The following is a 16,943-nucleotide window of genomic DNA, read 5'->3' on the forward strand; positions in this document are numbered from 1 at the left end:
CTTCACCAGAACCTGTGTGCCCTGGACGGTGCCTGTCCCAGGCTCCTGAGGTCCGAGGCAGCGGAACTGTCACCGCGTCCCTGTCGGGGGTGACGTGATTCTGCAGGTCGATGCCTCCGGTAGGCCAAATTGGGTGATCGCGCAGTATCGAGCCGCAGAATTGCGTCACGAGGCTACGGCCCTGGTGATCAGCTCCCGCAACTTCTTCTCCACCTCGGCGTTGACCTCCACCACGGCGTACGAGGTGGGCCAGATCGGGCCGTCGTCCAGTTTTGCGTCCTGCTGGAAGGCGACCATGCCGTAGCGCATCTCCCACCTGGAGGCTGGCTGGAAGAACACGATCACCTTGCCGTCGCGGGCGTAGGCGGGGAAGCCGTACATCGTCTTCGGGTCGAGATCGGGGGCGATCTCGGTAACCAGATCGTCCAGCAGCCGGCCGGTCTGCTGGTCGGTGCCGGTCATCGCGGCGATCGCCTCCGCGCAGGCCTGTGCCTCGCGTTCCCGCTTGGCCGCACCCTTGAGCCCCTTGCTGGCGCGCAGTTCGGCGGCGCGCTGCTTCATTGCCTCCCGTTCGGCCTGGTCGAAACCGCCCTTGTCAGCCATCGGTTTTCTCCTCGTCTTGGTGGAACCGGGATCCCGCGGCCCGGGATCCCTTGTGACCACGGTACGGGGCGGCGGCGTCCGGGACTTCTCGAATCCTGCCCGGTCTCAGCTACGAGTCGCGGGGCCGGCTGGGTAGTCTTCTGCCGTGCCGAGCCTCCCGCAGCTGGATCGCACCTTGGTGATGGGGATCCTCAATGTCACGCCCGACTCCTTCTCGGACGGCGGCGAGCACCTGCGGTTCGAGTCGGCGGTCGAGCATGGCCGCCGACTGCTGGCCGAGGGCGCCGACATCATCGACGTGGGCGGGGAGTCCACCCGTCCGGGGGCCGAACGGGCTGCAGTCGAGGTGGAACTCGCCAGGGTGATCCCGGTCGTCGGTGAGCTGGTGACTGCCGGGGCCACCGTGTCGGTCGACACCATGCGTTCGCAGGTGGCCGCCGAAGCGGTGGCGGCGGGCGCCGCCCTGGTCAACGACGTGTCCGGGGGGCTGTCGGACCCGGACATGCTGAGCACCGTCGCCGGGCTCGGGGTTGGCTACATTGCCATGCACTGGCGGGGGCACTCCACCGTCATGCACCAGCTCACCCACTACGACGACGTGGTCGCTGATGTCGCCGCCGAGCTGGCCGACCGCCGCGACGCGGCGCTGGCCGCCGGGATCGCACCGCACCGGCTGATCCTCGACCCGGGTCTCGGGTTCGCCAAGACGCCGGCACACAACTGGCAGATCCTGCGGCACCTGGAGGTCTTCGAGGCGCTCGGTCACCGGATCCTGATCGGAGCCTCCCGGAAGCGCTTCCTGGGCGAGTTGCTCGCGGACGGAGGTGAGCCCCGGCCGCCGAAGCAGCGCGACGATGCCACTGCCGCCCTGACCGCGCTGCTGGCCGTCCGCGGGATCTGGGGGGTACGGACACACACCGTTGCCGCCCACCGGGACGCGATCGCGGTGGCGGAAGCGCTGCGGGCCGAGCATCGGCAATGACCTCCGCGCGGTCGGTGACGGTCGGGTAGGGTCACAGTACGAGGAGGTGGGAGAGTGACTGACCGCATCCAGCTGACCGGCATCGAGGTGCTGGGCCGGCACGGTGTGTTCACCGAGGAGAAGTTCACCGATCAGCCCTTCGTGGTTGATCTCGACTGTGTGCTGGAACGCCCGGCGATCGCCGACGACCTGGACACCACCGTCGACTACGGCGAACTGGCACAGCGGGTGGCCGACGTGATCCAGGAACGGTCGGTGGATCTGATCGAGACCCTCGCCGAGCGGATCGCAGCCGCCTGTCTCGCCTATCCGGTGATCACCGGCGTGACGGTGACCGTCCACAAGCCCGAGGCGCCCATGCAGGTGCCGGTGCGCGATGTCGCGGTGAGCGTGACGAGGAGGAGACCATGACCAATCCCGCCCTCGATTTCGACGTCGACACCCTGTCGGGGATGGCGCCGCTGCGTCCGGTCACCTACTCCCTCGGCTCGAACCTGGGTGACCGGATGGAGTACTTGCAGACCGCCGTCAACCTGCTGCGGATGACCCCCGGGCTGAAGATCACCGGGGTGTCGTCGGTCTACGAGACCGACCCGGTCGGACTGCTCGACCAGCCCGACTTCCTGAACATCGTCGTGCTGGCTGACTCGACCCTGGCCTCCACCGTGATGCTGGAGCGCGCCCACGCGATCGAGGACGGCCTGGAGCGAGTGCGTACCGTCGTCAACGGCCCGCGCACCATCGACATCGACCTGATCGCGGTCGGCGATCGGGTGCTGGGCAACGAGTTCATCACGTTGCCGCACCCGCGCGCACACCAGCGGGCGTTCGTCCTGGTTCCGTGGCTGGAACTCGACCCGGCCGCTCACCTGGTGGGCCGGGGCCGGGTGGCCGACCTGGTCGCCGGGCTGGACACCAGTGGGGTGCGTCGCCGGGACGATCTGGTCATCGAGTTGTGATGGCCGAACCGGACGGGCCGCAACCCTCGGTACAGCTGACCTCATGGCGGACGGTGATTCTCGCCGGCCTGATTGGCGCGCTGTTCGGCTATGCCCTGTTCGCCGGCCTGGAGGTCTTCGGGCTGGAGCACGAAATGCGCCTGCCGGTCGCTGCCGTGATCACGATCGCCGTGGTGGCGGTGGTGGTCGGCTGGCTGGCGTACCTCACCTATCGCACGATTCACGTCCGGCGCCGGACCATGGCCGGGCAGCAGGCCGTGCTGCTGCTGGCACTGGGCAAGACCACCCTCCTGGCCGGAGCGGCCCTGGTCGGCGGCTATGCGGCGATCGGCCTCCAGGCCCTGCCGCGCCTCGACGCGGCCTTCCCGCGGGAGCGCGCGGTGGCGGCCGGTCTGGCGGTGGTGGCCTCGATCGTTCTCGCGGTGGCCGGACGGCTGCTGGAGCGGGCCTGTCAAATACCGCGGGAACCTCCCGATGACAAGGGCGCCACGCCGGGGGAGCTACCCGACGACAACGACACCGAGGGTTAACCTTGCGCCGTGAGCGCTTCCCCAGCCACCCGCCGAGTCGGGTCGTCTGTTCTCAGACGCTATTCATGGCTGACTCTTGCAGCCACTCTTCTGCTTGCCGCGGCCCTGCTCACCGGTGATATCTGGTTCACCCGTGTCGGTGCTGTCATCGCCTTTGCCGGCGGATTGGTGTCCAGCCTGTTCGCCTGGCGTGAGGTGCGGCGGCAGCGTGGGCAATTCCTGGCCCAGTCCGCCGCCGAGTTGCACGCCCATGGCCAGAAGTTGCACGCTGAACGGTCCCAGCACATGCGTTTGTTGCAGGTACTTCAGGCCAGGAATTCGGATTTGCGAGGCAGGCTGGTCGCGGCGAGGGCGGAGGCTGCCCAACTCGGCAGCGAAGTCGCCACGTTGCGGGGCGACAATGCCAGCCTGAAACTCGACGTCACCGAACTCCGGGCGGACAAGAACGTCCTGCAGGCCGAGGTAGCCCGCCTCACCGAGGTACAGACCGCCGAGATCCTGGGTCTGCCGCGCCGCTCGGCCGGCTCGGTGTCCACCCAGGAGGAAGTCCTGTGGACCGAGGAGAATCTCCCGACGGTGGTCGATCTGAAGGCCATCACCGCACCATTCTCCGATTCGGCGCCGGCTGCCGATTCCGAGTTGCGCGCGCAGGCCTGACCTCCGGCCGCGGTATTCCCTGGCACAGCATCGGGTCAAAACTCCCGGTCAGGGCCATGACCGGGACAATCGATCAGGAAATCCAATCCCGGTCGATGTCCCGCGTGTTTCTTTTCGGGGAATTGCCGTATAGGCTGCCATGTGCTGTTGAACGACGGCGACGGATATGACCGCGACGACCAAACCCCAGGAGGAAAACCATGGCACAGCGGGTGCAGATTGTGCTGACCGATGATCTTGACGGCAGTCAGGCTGACAGCACGGTCACCTTCGCCTATGACGGCACCACCTATGAGATCGATCTTTCCGACGCCAATCGCGCCGCCCTGCAGGAATCCCTTGCGCCCTATATTGCCGCCGCCCGCAAGCTGGCCGGGGGACGGCGGGCCTCCGGCGGCCGCCGTAAGGCGTCGACCGGTGCTTCCGCGACCGATATCCGCGCCTGGGCGCTCGACCAGGGCATGACCGTGTCCAGCCGCGGCCGGGTCTCGGCCGAGGTGCGTGAGGCCTACGAGGCCGCTCACTGAGCTTGATGCAGGCAAGGGGGCCGGGTCCGTGACGGGCCCGGCCCCCTTGTTTCAGTGGTGCTGGCCGATTGCCTCATTTGGCCGGAGGCGAACATGGGAAGCCCGGGAGCCGTCCGGCCGTTGACTACACTGAGGTGGTCTCCAGGGGTCGGAGGGATTCCCGGGGACAACCCAGCCACCGCTGGAGTGAGGAGTTCCACTGCGATGTTTGATCGCTTTACCGACCGCGCCCGGCGAGTCATCGTGCTCGCCCAGGACGAGGCCCGCATGCTCAACCACAACTACATCGGTACCGAGCACCTGCTGCTCGGCCTGATCCACGAGGGCGAGGGCGTCGCGGCCAAAGCGCTGGAGTCGATGGGCATCTCGCTCGAAGCCGTGCGTGAGCAGGTCGAGGAGATCATCGGCCAGGGTCAGCAGGCCCCGACCGGGCACATCCCGTTCACGCCACGCGCCAAGAAGGTGCTGGAGTACTCGATGCGTGAGGCTCTCCAGATCAACCACCCCTACATCGGCACCGAGCACATCCTGCTCGGCCTGATCCGTGAGGGCGAGGGGGTCGCCGCCCAGGTGCTGATCAAGCTCGGCGCCGACCTGAACCGCGTCCGCAACACCGTCCTGCAACTGCTCAGCGGCTACCAGGGCAAGGAGGCCGCCACCGCCGGTGCTCCCGATGCCGGACCGGCCCAGTCAGCGGCGACGATTCTCGACCAGTTCGGCCGCAACCTGACCCAGGCCGCCCGGGAGAACAAACTCGACCCGGTGATCGGGCGCGAGAAGGAAATCGAGCGGGTGATGACGGTGCTCAGCCGTCGTACCAAGAACAACCCGGTGCTGATCGGCGAGCCCGGTGTCGGCAAGACCGCCGTGGTCGAGGGCCTGTCCCAGGCGATCGTTCGTGGCGACGTCCCCGAGACGCTGCGCGACAAGCAGATCTACACCCTCGACCTGGGCGCGTTGGTGGCCGGTTCCCGCTACCGTGGCGACTTCGAGGAGCGCCTGAAGAAGGTGCTGAAGGAGATCAAGACCCGCGGCGACGTGGTGCTGTTCATCGACGAGATCCACACCCTGGTGGGTGCGGGTGCCGCCGAGGGCGCGATCGACGCAGCGTCCATCCTGAAGCCGATGCTGGCCCGCGGCGAACTGCAGACCATCGGCGCCACCACGCTGGACGAGTACCGCAAGCACATCGAGAAGGACGCCGCGCTGGAGCGCCGGTTCCAGCCGATCCAGGTCGCCGAGCCGTCCATCGCGCTGACCATCGACATCCTGCGCGGCCTGCGCGACCGCTACGAGGCACACCACCGGATCACCATCACCGACGGTGCGCTGACCGCGGCCGCCCAGTTGGCTGACCGGTACATCTCCGACCGCTTCCTGCCCGACAAGGCGATTGACCTGATCGACGAGGCCGGCGCCCGGCTGCGGATCCGCCGGATGACGGCCCCGCCGGACCTGCGCGAGTTCGACGAGCGGATCGCCTCCGTCCGGCTGAACAAGGAAGCCGCGATCGACGCCCAGGACTTCGAGCTCGCCGCCCGGCTGCGGGACGACGAGCGCAAGCTGCTGCTGGCCCGCTCCGAGAAGGAGGAGGCCTGGAAGATCGGCGACCAGGACGTCCCGGCCGAGGTGGACGAGGAGGCGATCGCCGAGGTGCTGTCCAGTGCCACCGGCATCCCGGTCTTCAAGTTGACCGAGGAGGAGTCGGCCCGGCTGCTGAAGATGGAGGACGAGATCGGCAAGCGCTACATCGGCCAGCACGACGCGGTCAAGGCGCTGTCCCGGTCGATCCGCCGCACCCGTGCCGGTCTGAAGGACCCGAAGCGGCCCAGTGGTTCGTTCATCTTCGCCGGCCCCTCGGGTGTCGGCAAGACCGAGCTGACCAAGGCGCTGACCGAGTTCCTGTTCGGGGACGAGGACGCGCTGATCACCCTCGACATGAGCGAGTACTCCGAGAAGCACACCGCCTCGCGGATGTTCGGCTCGCCGCCCGGCTACGTCGGCTACGAGGAGGGCGGCCAGCTCACCGAGAAGGTGCGCCGCAAGCCGTTCTCCGTGGTGCTGTTCGACGAGATCGAGAAGGCCCACCCGGACATCTTCAACTCGCTGCTGCAGATCCTGGACGAAGGCCGGCTGACCGACGCCCAGGGCCGGGTGGTTGACTTCAAGAACACCGTGATCGTGATGACCACCAACCTGGGCACCCGGGACATCTCGAAGTCGGTCAACCTGGGCTTCAGCCAGTCCTCGGACGAGGCTGGCAGCTACGAGAAGATGAAGGCGAAGGTCTCCGACGAGCTCAAGCAGCACTTCCGTCCGGAGTTCCTGAACCGGGTCGACGAGATCGTCGTCTTCCACCAGTTGACCAATGAAGACATCGAGCGGATCGTCGACCTGATGGTGGCCGAGATCGAGACCCGGCTGCGGGATCGGGACATGGGCATCGAGCTCACCCCGGCGGCCAAGGCCCTGATCGCCAAGCGCGGCTTCGACCCGGTGCTGGGTGCTCGTCCGTTGCGCCGGGCGATCCAGCGCGACATCGAGGACGTCCTGGCGGAGAAGATCCTGTTCGCCGACATTCACCCGGGCGAGATCGTGGTGGTGGATGTCGCCGAGGAGGGCGCGGAGACCCCGTTCACCTTCAACGGTGTTCCCAAGGCCCCGCTGCCGGATGTCCCCGCCGAGGTCGGTCAGGTCGGCTGAACCCCGGGATCGCTCCGAAACCGCTCTACAGCCGAAGGGCCCTGGCAGTACGCCGGGGCCCTTCGGCTGTCTGCCGACGGCTGTCGGTCAGGCGGACGCGATGGCGAGCAGGACGACGAGGATGACGACCCCGATGATCAGCGCCATCAGAATGGTGCCGATGATGCCCATGACCCAGCCCGCGGTGAGCATCCCGCTGGATCGCCAGCGCTGCGGCTCCCGGCGCATCTCGGATCTTCCCTTGGCCCCCAGGTACCAGGCGATCGGCCAGGTGATGGCGGTGAAGAAGCCGAGGATCCCGAGGATGAGTGCCGGGACGGCGTTGGGGTGCTCCGGTTGGGAGGCGGGGTAGCCGTAGGGACTGCCATAGGCCGGCACCACCTGGCCGGCCTGGAAGCCCGATGGCTGGCCATAGGGCGTGTACCCCGGGGTGCCGTTTGGTTCGACAGGCGGGTAGGGCGACGCCGGGGGCGGCGAGTAGGTCGGGAAGACCTGCTGCTGCGCGGCCGGCCGGCTCGGGGTGGGGTTGGTGTAGGGAGCAGCCTGGGCGAACGGATCCACGGTGGTGGGCTCCGGTTCCGGCCAGCCCCCCTGTGCCCGCTGCGGATAGCCGTCCTGCGGCACCAGCGGGACGGTCTCGGCCTGGTCGGGGGTCTGCCCGGGATCGGGCGGGGTGCCCTCGGGGCGGGCCCATGGGTCGGTCATGCTTACCTCACCTGCTTGTTGGTCGGCCTCCACGCTACCGTGTCACCGGTCCGGAGCTTTCGGGATGGCCGGTGGCGAGCCGCGGCGTACCGCTGTGGCTCGATCGCGCACTCAGAGCCGGTAGTGCCCGGGTTCGGCAACCTGCACCAGCCCGTCGGCCACCAGGCCGGCGAGGGCGCGTTCAGCCTGGGCGCGGTCCACCATCCACCGGGCCAGCAGAGTGGCGTGCGGGAGCGGACTGTCGGCCTGGCGCAACGCGGCGAGCAGGGCGCCGCGCGCCTGCCGGTCGGTGCCGGCATAGGGCTGGGGCGTCCGGCGGAGGCCGTCGGCGGGACGGCCGCGCGCCAGCCAGCGACAGGCGCCGGACACCGGGCACTTTCCGCAGGCGGGGTTGGTGGCGGTACAGAGTTGGGCGCCGAGTTCCATCGCCGCCACCGACCAGCGGGCAGCCTCATCGTCGGACTCCGGAAGCCAGCGTGCGGCGCGCTCGCGTTCGTCCCGGGTGAGCGAGGCCGGTGGCGACTGTGTCCCGGCATCGAGCCGGGCCAGCACCCGCCGGACGTTGGTGTCCAGCACGAGCGCACGGCGTCCGTGGGCGAAGGCGGCGATCGCGGCGGCGGTGTACTCGCCGACCCCGGGGAGTTGGCGGAGGACCTCGACATCGGACGGTACCTCGCCACCGTGGCGCTCGACGATGGCTGTGGCGGCCTGGTGCAGCCGGAGCGCGCGGCGCGGGTAGCCCAGCCGTCCCCAGGCCCGGACGGCTTCCCCGGTGGACTCGGCTGCCAGCGCGGCGGGGGTGGGCCAGCGGGCCAGCCACTGCGTCCACGGTTCGATGACCCGGGACACCGGGGTCTGCTGCAGCATGAACTCGCTCACCATCACGCCCCACGGCGACACCCCAGCCGCCCGCCACGGCAGGTCGCGGGCGTGCGCGGCGTACCAGGCGGTCACCGCGTGGGCGAGGCTGCTGCGATCCACCCGGATACTGTACGGGCCTGCGCGGCGTGGGCTGCCGGGGAGTGGCGGCTCGCCGGGCTACCCTGCGGCCATGGGTTCACTGCTCCACCCGGTTGGCCCGGAGCAGGCACGGGTCTACTGGTACCGTCGGGCGCTCGTGCTGCTGGTGGCGCTGGCGCTCGTGGCCGCTCTGCTGTGGTGGCTGTGGCCGAAGACGCCCGGGCCGGTGAGCGCGGTTCCACCGGCGTCCGGTTCGACGCCACCGGCCTCCGACACGCCGGCGCCCGCCCCGTCCGGGAGTGGCAGCCCGGCTACCTCCACGCCTGCTGTGCCGGCGAGTTCGCCGCCGACGAGTACGGCGCCGGCGGCTCCGCAGGCCTGTGATCCCGGCTCCGTCCAGCTGTCGGTGGCCGGTTTTGAGAAGGTCAAGGTCTCCGGCAAGCAGGTTTTCGCGCTGGCCGTGGCCAACAGTGGCAAGAGCTCCTGCATCCTCGACCTGACCGCCAAGAACTACAGCCTGACCGTCACCTCGGGTTCGGACCGGATCTGGACCACCGATCACTGCGCGAAGTGGGTGCCGGCCAAGAAGCTCACGCTGAAACCCGAGACCGCCTACGAGTTCGAGATCTCCTGGCCGCTGCAACGGTCGAAGAAGGACTGCAAGCTCACCAAGGACCAGCTCAAGGCCGGCACCTACGTCGCCAAAGCGACGTTCGCCGGCAAGACCGCCAAACACGTGATGCGGCTGGTCACCTGAGGGGACCGAACAGGTCTCCAGCGGAGGACGCTACATCGCCCGTCAGCCCTTTCGAGCCCTCCAACACCCAGCCACCGCTTGACCAAACAGAGAAGCGTCGGTTCCGTCGAACCACGACCGTCCCCAAGTGAGTCCGGGGGTGCGGGCGTCAGCCGGGGAGGTCGAGGCGTTCGGCGAAGGTGGTCTCGGTGAGCCTGGCGAGGCCGTCTCGCAACTGGCGGACTACCGCGTAGTCGATCCCCTCGATCGCCAGCAGGTCGTTGGTGCTGGCGCCCAGCAGGGACTGCAGGGAGCCGAAGTGTTCCACCAGGCTCTCTGCCACTCCGGACGGGAGCCGTCCGATCAGGGCGAGTTGCCGGTAGCCGCGCACCGGCAGCCGGGCGTCGAGGGTGCCGGGTACCAGCCGGATCCGGCGGGCCACCTGGCTGTGGTCGAGCAGATCGTCGGCGGCGAGGTCGCCGAGCGCTGCCAGTTGCAGCAGCGAGTCACCGGTGCCGTAGTCGCGGGCGAGGGAGTCGGCGAGCTCGGGAAGCCCGGCCAGCAGTTCCTGGAGCTGGAGATCAACCATCCGGCCGTCGGTGCCGAGTTCGACCAGGATCTCGCGGGTCTCCTCGGCCAGCCGGTGCACCAGTTCGACCCGCTTGGCGACCCCGGCGACATCGTCCACTGTGACCGCGTCCTGCACCTCCAGCGCGGTCAGCCGGTTGGCGGCGTCGGCGAGCCGGTCGCGGTAGCGCTCCAGGGTGGCGAGGGTCTGGTCAGCCCGGGCCATCAGCTGTTCGGGCCGCTGCAGCGGATAGCGGTAGCCGTCCAGGAAGAGAGCGATCGAGGACATGGACGCCGACACCGTGACAACCGGCAGTCCGGTCTGGCGGGCAACCCGGTCGGCGGTGCGGTGCCGGGTACCGGTCTCGGTGGTGGGCAGCGACGCCTCCGGCATCAGGTGGGCGCCGGCGTGGATGATCCGGGTGAGTTCGGCGTCCAGCAGGATGGCGCCGTCCAGTTTGGCCAGCTCGCGCAGGGCGGTGGAGGTGAGTGGCACGTCGACCCCGAAGCCGCCGGTGACCAGGCTGTCCACACTGTCGTTGTGGCCCAGGACGATCAGCGCACCGGTACGGCCGTGGACGATCCGGTCCAGGCCGTCGCGCAGTTCGGTGCCAGGGCTGAGCAGCGCAAGCCCCTCACGCAGCCGGTGACGCAACGTGGCATCCATATGTGCCTCCACGGGTCGGTTGCGGCAACTCTATGCGCGATCGCGGTATGGCGTGGGACGGGCTCGGGGTCGGCCCGCCCGGCGGTGTCGACCGTCCTCGCCCTGGTCGGTGTGCGGTCCGTGCCGCTCAGTTCTCGACCGCCACCAGCCGAGGCCGGTCGGGATCGGTGGTTGGGCCGGGTTTGCGTGCCTGGCGCCGCAGTCCGAGCATGCCGAGAGCGTCGGACACGGTGGCGGCCTCGACAACGCGCATCCCCGGTTGCCGCACACCGCTGCCAGCCGGCACCAGCGCAGTGCCGAAGCCGAGCCTGCCTGCCTCGGCGAGCCGCCGGTCCAGCCCCGGGACGCGCCGCAGTTCGCCGGAGAGCCCCACCTCGCCCAGGGCGATGATCGGCCGGTCGAAGGCGTGTTCGGCAGCTGCCGAGGCGACGGCGACGGCGATCGCCAAGTCGGCCGCCGGGTCGCCGACGCTGGCGCCGCCGACCGTTGACACATAGACCTCGCGGGTGTGCAGCTTCACGCCTGCCTTGCGTTGCAGCACCGCCAGGATCATCGACACCCTGCCGAACTCCACTCCGTGGGTGACCCGGCGCGGTGCGGGTGCCGCGGTCGGCACGACCAGGGCCTGTACCTCGGCCAGCAACGGACGCCGGCCCTCCAGCGTGATTCCCAGGCAGGTGCCGGCGGCCGGTTCGGTGTGCCGGGAGACGAACAGCCCGGTCGGGTCGGTCACCTCGCGAATGCCGGAGGCGATCAGTTCGAAGCAGCCGACCTCGTCGGCCGGGCCGTAGCGGTTCTTCGAGGCGCGCAGCATCCGGAACCCGGAGTGCCGGTCGCCCTCGAAGGAGAGCACCACGTCCACCAGGTGTTCCAGGGTCTTCGGGCCGGCTACCGAGCCCTCCTTGGTGACGTGGCCGACCAGCACCACCGGCAGCCCGCGTTGTTTGGCCACCCGCACCAGGGCCGCTGTCGCCTCGCGCACCTGCGTCACCCCGCCCGGCACCCCGTCCACCGAGGGCAGGCTGACGGTCTGGATCGAGTCGAGCACCAGCAGTTTCGGCTTGAGCTGTTCGATGTGACCCAGAACGGTGGCCAGGTCGGGCTCGGCGGCCAGATAGAGCCGCGGCTGGACCGCACCCGTCCGCTCGGCCCGCTGCCGGACCTGGGCAGCCGACTCCTCGGCGGTGACGTAGAGCGTGTCGCGACCGGCAGCAGCCCAGCGGGCGGCTACCTCGAGCAGCAGGGTCGACTTGCCCACCCCGGGCTCTCCGGCCAGCAGCAGCACCGCGCCGGGCGTGAGCCCCTGGCCGAGCACCCGGTCGAGTTCGCCGATGCCGGTGGGGATGCCCTGGGTGGTGGTGGAGTCGACATCGGAGATCGGGACCGCGCTGCGTGCCGGGCTGACCGCAGCCACCGAGGCCGTGGGTGCCTGGGCCTCCGCGACACTGCCCCAGGCCTGGCACTCCCCGCACCTCCCGACCCAGCGAGCGGACTGCCAGCCACACTCGGTGCAGCGGTACGACGTCGAGTTCCTGACCATGCGGATCACGTTAGCCGTCGCGTCGGACAGTCCTGTCGGCGGACGGGGCAGCCGAACCCCAGGGACAGCGGGCCGCCCGACCCTGACCGGTGTCTCGGCTGCCGGCGGGTGATGAAGCGACCTTGGTTCGACGGGACTGCCAGGATCGAACCGTCCGCCTGATCCCGCCGCGGCTGATCATCAGGGGGTCGACCATCGCGCACCGCTGAGATCGGCCCGGTTCTCCGGCCGGGCGCCGGAAGAACTCAGATCCGGACCAGCCCGGAAGCGGTCTTGAAGGTCACCGACTGGATGCCGGGCTGGCCGTTCGGGGCGGTGAAGTTGAGGTGCACCCCGTCGAAGGTCTCGTCGACCGGTTCGCCGAGCCAGTCCTCGACCCGGCCGCGGTCTCCGGCGATCTCGATCTCCACCAGTTCGATGTCGCCACCGAGGGCCTTCGGCTGGAGCTCGTGGTTGGACAGCCAGTGGATGAAGAAGGGGAGTTGGGGGTCGGCCAGCAGGCCCTTGACCCCGATCTGCTGCCATTCCAGCAGCCGACCGTCCGGGAAGTAGCGCGAGCCGAGCACAGCCTCGCGTTCGAGGCGCTGCTCGTAGGGGCTGAGGTCGTCAACCGAGACCACCCAGCCGAGCCAACCGCCGCCCATCTCGGAGCGGGCGCGAACCGCCTGGCCGAAAGGCGCCTTCTCGGCGGCCGGATGCTCGAGCACCTCGACGACCTCGAGGTAGCGGTCATTGGCCAGCGGGAGGATGTGGTTGCGGGTGCCGAACCGGGGATGGAAGCCGCCGTCCCGGAGCCGTTCGCCGAGCAGCTCACCCAGCCGGGCAGCCTCGGCCTTGAGGCCAGCCGGCCCGACCGCGAAGGTTACGTGATCGACATGCATGGCCCCATTCTGACCATCCACGTCCCGGAGTGCGAATCGGCGCCGAACCTGACCGTGCGACAGGACTCTGGTCCCGGGCATTTACGATGGACGAGTGCCACGCCCTGGGAGAACGCCATTGATAGCGCTGTCGACCTCGTCGACCTACCCCGAGGGAACCGCCAGGGCGTTCGCGATCGCCCGCGAACTGGGCTACGACGCGGTCGAGGTGATGGTCGGAATGGACCGCACCTCCGCCAAGGTCGACGAACTGCTCCGGCTCCGTGACTACTACGAGATGCCGATCAGCTCGGTGCACGCCCCCACCCTGCTGCTCACCCAGCGCACCTGGGGCACCGACCCGTGGGACAAACTGAACCGCTCCGGCGACGCCGCCGGACGGCTGGGCGCCTCGGTGGTGGTGGTGCACCCGCCGTTCCGGTGGCAGCGCAGCTACGCCGCAGCCTTCACCGCCGGCATCCGGCGGCTCGAACACTCCACCGGGGTCACGTTCGCGATCGAGAACATGTACCCCTGGCGTGGTCCTGGCGGTGCCGATCTGCGGGCCTACTCGCCGAGTCCGGACCCGTCCGAGTTGGACGTCGACCACCTTACCCTCGACCTCTCGCACGCCGCCACCGCCCGACAGCAGTCGCTGGACATGGTCAGGGAGTGGGGGGACCGGCTGGCCCACGTCCACCTCACCGACGGCACCGACCGTGCGGTCGACGAACACCTGCTGCCCGGCGACGGCAACCAGCGGGCGGACGAGGTGCTGGGCCTGCTGGCGGCGAACCGCTACCAGGGGCAGATCGTCCTGGAGGTGCAGACCAAGGGGGCCGAGAACCCGGCCGAGCGGGTCTCGATGCTGGCCCGCGCGCTGGACTTCACTCGCGCCCATTTCGTCGGTCCCGAGGAGCCGGCGGAGCAGACCCTGCGGCTGGCGGCCTTCCGGCAGCACCTGGACGTGGACGAGGGGACGGACGCCGCCTCATGACCGGCTCGACCGTCCCGGCGCCCGGACCGGAAGCCGTGGAGTCCCCGCTCGGGGGCGTGGACTCCGGGACGGACGTGTCCCCGGCCGGCGGGCAGAACGCCGCCGCGGGGTCGTCGGCAGCGCCGGAGGTGCCGGTCCGGGGGACGGTGGCGCCGCAGCGTCCCGGCCTCGAACTGCTGCTGGTACTGGGCGTCTCGCTCGGGCAGTCGGCGGTGTACTCGATCCTGTCGCTGGTCAACAAGCTCACCTACCAGGTGCCGCTGAACCAGCAGACCACGCCGATGAACTCCTCGGTCACCCCGGACCGTCCCTGGCTTGATCTGCTCTACCAGATCGCCGGGATCGTCTTCCCGGTGGTGCCCGCACTGCTCGCGCTCTATCTGCTGCACCTGGCCGGGCAGCGCCGCGAGATCGGCTTCGACATCAGGCGTCCCTGGTTCGATCTGGGCCGGGGCTTCGCCCTGGTGGCTGCGATCGGTATCCCCGGGCTGGGGTTGTACTACCTCGCCTGGGTGTTCGGGTTCAACACCGCGATCTCGCCGGCCAACCTGGCCGCCCAGTGGTGGACGGTGCCCGCCTACGTGTTGCTGGCCGCAATGAACGGGGTGCTGGAGGAGGTCGTCATGCTCGGCTTCTTCTTCAACCGGGCCCGGGCGTTGGGCTGGCACATCGCGGTGGCGGTGGTGGTCAGCGCGCTGGTCCGCGGCAGTTACCACCTCTACCAGGGCTGGGGCAGTTTCGTCGGCAACCTGCTGATGGGATTGGCCTTCGGATGGTTGTACCTGAGATGGAAGCGGGTCGGACCGCTGGTGGTCGCGCACACCCTGCTCGACGTCTTCTCCTTCGTCGGCGCCGCCCTGCTGGCCGCTTTCGTGCCCTGGCTGTAGCCGGCCGCCGCGACCCGCTCCGGGTCGACCGAACCTCCCCATCGAATCACGCCACCTGACTCGCTGAGCGCCACCCTTCCTGCGTCGAGCGCCTGCCTTCACGTCCACCGCCACACCCGGGGGACGGGCGCTCGGCGCGAAGGCAGGCGCTCGATGAGTGGGCGGGGGAGAGGGGGGAGAGAGCGCCAGTCTCGCGGGCGGGGGGACGGGGGTGGGCGGCGTTAGGCTTGCGTCCATGCGAGTTGGTGTGTTTGGGGCGACCGGTCAGGTCGGTGGCGTGATGCGGACGTTGCTGGCCGAGCGGAGCTTCCCGGTCGACGACATCCGGTTCTTCTCCTCGGCCCGTTCCGCTGGGACGGCGCTGGCCTGGGGCGGTGGCGAGGTGGTCGTGGAGGACACCGCCACCGCCGACTTCGCCGGCCTGGACATCGCGCTGTTCTCCGCCGGTGCCGGCACGTCGCGGGAGTACGCGCCGAAGGTTGCCGCTGCGGGTGCGGTGGTGGTGGACAACTCCTCCGCCTGGCGCAAGGACCCCGATGTCCCGCTGGTGGTCAGCGAGGTGAACCCGGAGGACGCGGTCCATCCGCCGAAGGGGATCATCGCCAACCCGAACTGCACCACGATGGCGGCGATGCCCGTCCTCAAGCCGCTGCACGACGCGGCCGGCCTGACCCGCCTGGTGGTGGCCACCTACCAGGCCGTCTCCGGCTCGGGCATCAAGGGGGTGCGCGCGCTGGCCGACCAGGCCGCCGCGATCGACGACCCTGCCCGGCTGGCGCTGGACGGCCAGGCCTATCCCGCCGGCGACCCTGCTCCGTACGTCGAGCCGATCGCGTACAACGTGGTGGCGCTGGCCGGATCGCTGACCGACGACGACTCCGGCGAGACCGACGAGGAGCAGAAGCTGCGCAACGAGTCGCGCAAGATTCTCCACCTGCCCGAGCTGCTGGTGGCCGGCACCTGCGTGCGGGTGCCGGTGTTCACCGGCCACTCGCTGGCGATCCACGCCGAGTTCGCCGAGGAGATCAGCCCGCACCGCGCCACCGGCCTGCTGCGGACCGCGCCCGGCGTGGAACTGGCCGACGTCCCCAACCCGCGCTACGCCGCAGGCAAGGACGCGTCCTTCGTCGGACGGATCCGCACCGACCAGTCGGCCCCCGAGGGCCACGGCCTGGTGCTGTTCGTCAGCAACGACAACCTGCGCAAGGGCGCCGCGCTGAACGCCATCCAGATCGCCGAGCTGGTGGCCCGCCGATGACCACGCTGGCGGTGATCGGCGCCGGGGTGATGGGCGAGACCCTGATCTCCGGACTGGTGCGGGCCGGCTGGGCGCCCTCCGACATCATCGTCTCCGACCGGCACGCCCCCCGGTTGGCGGAGATCGAGGCCCGGCACGGCGTCCGGGCCGACACCACCAGCGGCGCGGCCGCGCGGGCCGACACCATCGTGCTGGTGGTGAAACCGCAGGATGTCGGCGAGGTGCTGCCGCAGGTGGCCGGCGCGCTGCGTCCGGGCGCCCTGGTGGTCTCGCTGTGCGCGGGCATCACCACCGCCACGATCGAGGCCGCCCTGCCCGACGGCACACCGGTCGTCCGGGTGATGCCGAACACCCCCGCCCAGGTGGACGAGGGGATGGCCGCCATCTCGGCCGGTTACACCGCCACCGCCGAGCACCTGGCGCACGTCACCGACCTGCTGAGCGCGGTCGGCAAGGTGGTCACGGTCCCGGAGAAGTACCAGGACGCGGTGACCGCGATCTCCGGTTCCGGACCGGCCTACCTGTACTTCGTGGTGGAGGCGATGATCGACGCCGGCGTGATGCTCGGCCTGCCGCGTGACACCGCGACCACCCTGGTGGTGCAGACCATGTACGGCTCGGCCAAACTGCTGGCCGAGAGCGGGCTGCACCCGACTGTGCTGAAGGAGCGGGTGACCTCGCCGGGCGGCACCACCGCGGCCGCCCTGCGGGAGCTGGAGAGCCACAAGGTCAAAGCTGCCTTCATCACCGCGATGGAGGCCGCCCGCGACCGCAGCCAGGGCCTGGCCAGGTCCTGAGTCGCCCT

At 69.7% G+C, this 16,943-nt stretch carries 19 protein-coding genes; 12 read left to right on the forward strand and 7 right to left on the reverse strand.

Translation table 11 applies throughout. The features are described 5' to 3' along the window. Nucleotides 1-165: 165 nt before the first annotated feature. A complete protein-coding gene (locus VB080_RS10765) occupies nt 166-603 on the reverse strand; it encodes a hypothetical protein (protein WP_323418445.1) in 438 nt (145 codons plus the stop codon). 145 nt (nt 604-748) lie between these two features. Here VB080_RS10765 and folP point away from each other — a divergent pair, with 145 nt between their 5' ends. Genes folP through VB080_RS10785 form a run of 4 tightly spaced genes read left to right on the forward strand, consistent with a single transcriptional unit; the run spans nt 749 to nt 3,074 of the window. Next, on the forward strand, nt 749-1,585 hold the full coding sequence (gene folP / locus VB080_RS10770; protein WP_416339633.1) for a dihydropteroate synthase: 837 nt from the start codon (nt 749-751) through the stop codon (nt 1,583-1,585). A gap of 54 nt (nt 1,586-1,639) precedes the next feature. After that, nucleotides 1,640-1,996 carry a dihydroneopterin aldolase gene (folB, locus tag VB080_RS10775; RefSeq protein WP_323418446.1) on the forward strand — a complete coding sequence of 119 codons (357 nt, stop codon included), beginning with the start codon at nt 1,640-1,642 and terminating at the stop codon, nt 1,994-1,996. Further along, nucleotides 1,993-2,544: a 2-amino-4-hydroxy-6-hydroxymethyldihydropteridine diphosphokinase gene (folK, locus tag VB080_RS10780; RefSeq protein ID WP_323418447.1), complete on the forward strand. Its 552-nt coding sequence runs from the start codon at nt 1,993-1,995 to the stop codon at nt 2,542-2,544. Before folB ends, folK begins: the two co-directional genes overlap by 4 nt. Beyond that, entirely contained in the window at nt 2,544-3,074 is a 531-nt protein-coding gene (locus VB080_RS10785) for a DUF3180 domain-containing protein (RefSeq protein WP_323418448.1), read from the forward strand. Before folK ends, VB080_RS10785 begins: the two co-directional genes overlap by 1 nt. A gap of 63 nt (nt 3,075-3,137) precedes the next feature. On the opposite strand, the gene VB080_RS10790 is transcribed toward VB080_RS10785, so the two are convergent. Next, the gene (locus VB080_RS10790) at nt 3,138-3,359 is read right to left on the reverse strand and encodes a hypothetical protein (RefSeq protein WP_323418449.1); all 222 of its coding nucleotides are present in this window, start codon (nt 3,357-3,359) and stop codon (nt 3,138-3,140) included. 39 nt (nt 3,360-3,398) lie between these two features. Between VB080_RS10790 and VB080_RS10795 the strand changes: the two genes are divergently transcribed. From VB080_RS10795 to VB080_RS10805, 3 genes are all read left to right on the forward strand, one after another. Continuing rightward, on the forward strand, nt 3,399-3,731 hold the full coding sequence (locus tag VB080_RS10795; protein ID WP_323418450.1) for a hypothetical protein: 333 nt from the start codon (nt 3,399-3,401) through the stop codon (nt 3,729-3,731). A 200-nt stretch (nt 3,732-3,931) separates the two neighbouring features. Further along, nucleotides 3,932-4,258 carry an Lsr2 family protein gene (locus VB080_RS10800; protein ID WP_323418451.1) on the forward strand — a complete coding sequence of 109 codons (327 nt, stop codon included), beginning with the start codon at nt 3,932-3,934 and terminating at the stop codon, nt 4,256-4,258. 204 nt (nt 4,259-4,462) lie between these two features. Continuing rightward, entirely contained in the window at nt 4,463-6,961 is a 2,499-nt protein-coding gene (locus tag VB080_RS10805; protein WP_323418452.1) for an ATP-dependent Clp protease ATP-binding subunit, read from the forward strand. A gap of 87 nt (nt 6,962-7,048) precedes the next feature. On the opposite strand, the gene VB080_RS10810 is transcribed toward VB080_RS10805, so the two are convergent. Together VB080_RS10810 and VB080_RS10815 are read right to left on the reverse strand one after the other, a co-directional pair. Continuing rightward, entirely contained in the window at nt 7,049-7,666 is a 618-nt protein-coding gene (locus VB080_RS10810; RefSeq protein ID WP_323418453.1) for a DUF4190 domain-containing protein, read from the reverse strand. Between the two features lie 111 nt (nt 7,667-7,777). Further along, nucleotides 7,778-8,647, reverse strand: coding sequence for an A/G-specific adenine glycosylase (locus VB080_RS10815; protein WP_323418454.1), 870 nt, complete (start codon nt 8,645-8,647; stop codon nt 7,778-7,780). A 70-nt stretch (nt 8,648-8,717) separates the two neighbouring features. On the opposite strand from VB080_RS10815, the gene VB080_RS10820 reads away from it, so the two are divergent. After that, on the forward strand, nt 8,718-9,383 hold the full coding sequence (locus VB080_RS10820; protein ID WP_323418455.1) for a hypothetical protein: 666 nt from the start codon (nt 8,718-8,720) through the stop codon (nt 9,381-9,383). 148 nt (nt 9,384-9,531) lie between these two features. Here the strand turns inward: VB080_RS10820 and disA are convergent, their stop codons facing one another. The 3 genes from disA to VB080_RS10835 all read right to left on the reverse strand — a co-directional run bounded on the left by disA (nt 9,532) and on the right by VB080_RS10835 (nt 13,017). Continuing rightward, nucleotides 9,532-10,596, reverse strand: coding sequence for a DNA integrity scanning diadenylate cyclase DisA (gene disA / locus VB080_RS10825; protein WP_323418456.1), 1,065 nt, complete (start codon nt 10,594-10,596; stop codon nt 9,532-9,534). Nucleotides 10,597-10,723: 127 nt separating this feature from the next. Continuing rightward, nucleotides 10,724-12,136, reverse strand: a complete 1,413-nt coding sequence (radA, locus tag VB080_RS10830) for a DNA repair protein RadA (RefSeq protein WP_323418457.1) — start codon at nt 12,134-12,136, stop codon at nt 10,724-10,726. A 245-nt stretch (nt 12,137-12,381) separates the two neighbouring features. Further along, on the reverse strand, nt 12,382-13,017 hold the full coding sequence (locus VB080_RS10835) for a VOC family protein (protein ID WP_323418458.1): 636 nt from the start codon (nt 13,015-13,017) through the stop codon (nt 12,382-12,384). Nucleotides 13,018-13,111: 94 nt separating this feature from the next. On the opposite strand from VB080_RS10835, the gene VB080_RS10840 reads away from it, so the two are divergent. The 4 genes from VB080_RS10840 to proC all read left to right on the forward strand — a co-directional run bounded on the left by VB080_RS10840 (nt 13,112) and on the right by proC (nt 16,935). Next, a complete protein-coding gene (locus tag VB080_RS10840) occupies nt 13,112-13,993 on the forward strand; it encodes a sugar phosphate isomerase/epimerase (RefSeq protein ID WP_323418459.1) in 882 nt (293 codons plus the stop codon). Then, a complete protein-coding gene (locus VB080_RS10845; RefSeq protein WP_323418460.1) occupies nt 13,990-14,880 on the forward strand; it encodes a CPBP family intramembrane glutamic endopeptidase in 891 nt (296 codons plus the stop codon). Before VB080_RS10840 ends, VB080_RS10845 begins: the two co-directional genes overlap by 4 nt. A 235-nt stretch (nt 14,881-15,115) precedes the next feature. After that, a complete protein-coding gene (locus VB080_RS10850) occupies nt 15,116-16,138 on the forward strand; it encodes an aspartate-semialdehyde dehydrogenase (RefSeq protein WP_323418461.1) in 1,023 nt (340 codons plus the stop codon). Beyond that, the gene (proC, locus tag VB080_RS10855; RefSeq protein WP_323418462.1) at nt 16,135-16,935 is read left to right on the forward strand and encodes a pyrroline-5-carboxylate reductase; all 801 of its coding nucleotides are present in this window, start codon (nt 16,135-16,137) and stop codon (nt 16,933-16,935) included. The genes VB080_RS10850 and proC overlap by 4 nt, the downstream gene beginning before the upstream one ends. The last annotated feature ends 8 nt before the right edge of the window (nt 16,936-16,943 follow it).

The sequence above is a fragment of the Propionicimonas sp. genome (assembly GCF_034927565.1).
Lineage (GTDB): Bacteria > Actinomycetota > Actinomycetes > Propionibacteriales > Propionibacteriaceae > Propionicimonas.

Coding starts and splice junctions, on each gene's coding strand:
- VB080_RS10765 (WP_323418445.1), bottom strand. CDS start 603: ATGGCTGACAAGGGCGGTTTCGACCAGGCCGAACGGGAGGCAATGAAG.
- folK (WP_323418447.1), top strand. CDS start 1,993: ATGACCAATCCCGCCCTCGATTTCGACGTCGACACCCTGTCGGGGATG.
- VB080_RS10785 (WP_323418448.1), top strand. CDS start 2,544: ATGGCCGAACCGGACGGGCCGCAACCCTCGGTACAGCTGACCTCATGG.
- VB080_RS10800 (WP_323418451.1), top strand. CDS start 3,932: ATGGCACAGCGGGTGCAGATTGTGCTGACCGATGATCTTGACGGCAGT.
- VB080_RS10805 (WP_323418452.1), top strand. CDS start 4,463: ATGTTTGATCGCTTTACCGACCGCGCCCGGCGAGTCATCGTGCTCGCC.
- VB080_RS10810 (WP_323418453.1), bottom strand. CDS start 7,666: ATGACCGACCCATGGGCCCGCCCCGAGGGCACCCCGCCCGATCCCGGG.
- VB080_RS10820 (WP_323418455.1), top strand. CDS start 8,718: ATGGGTTCACTGCTCCACCCGGTTGGCCCGGAGCAGGCACGGGTCTAC.
- disA (WP_323418456.1), bottom strand. CDS start 10,596: ATGGATGCCACGTTGCGTCACCGGCTGCGTGAGGGGCTTGCGCTGCTC.
- radA (WP_323418457.1), bottom strand. CDS start 12,136: ATGGTCAGGAACTCGACGTCGTACCGCTGCACCGAGTGTGGCTGGCAG.
- VB080_RS10835 (WP_323418458.1), bottom strand. CDS start 13,017: ATGCATGTCGATCACGTAACCTTCGCGGTCGGGCCGGCTGGCCTCAAG.
- VB080_RS10845 (WP_323418460.1), top strand. CDS start 13,990: ATGACCGGCTCGACCGTCCCGGCGCCCGGACCGGAAGCCGTGGAGTCC.
- VB080_RS10850 (WP_323418461.1), top strand. CDS start 15,116: ATGCGAGTTGGTGTGTTTGGGGCGACCGGTCAGGTCGGTGGCGTGATG.
- proC (WP_323418462.1), top strand. CDS start 16,135: ATGACCACGCTGGCGGTGATCGGCGCCGGGGTGATGGGCGAGACCCTG.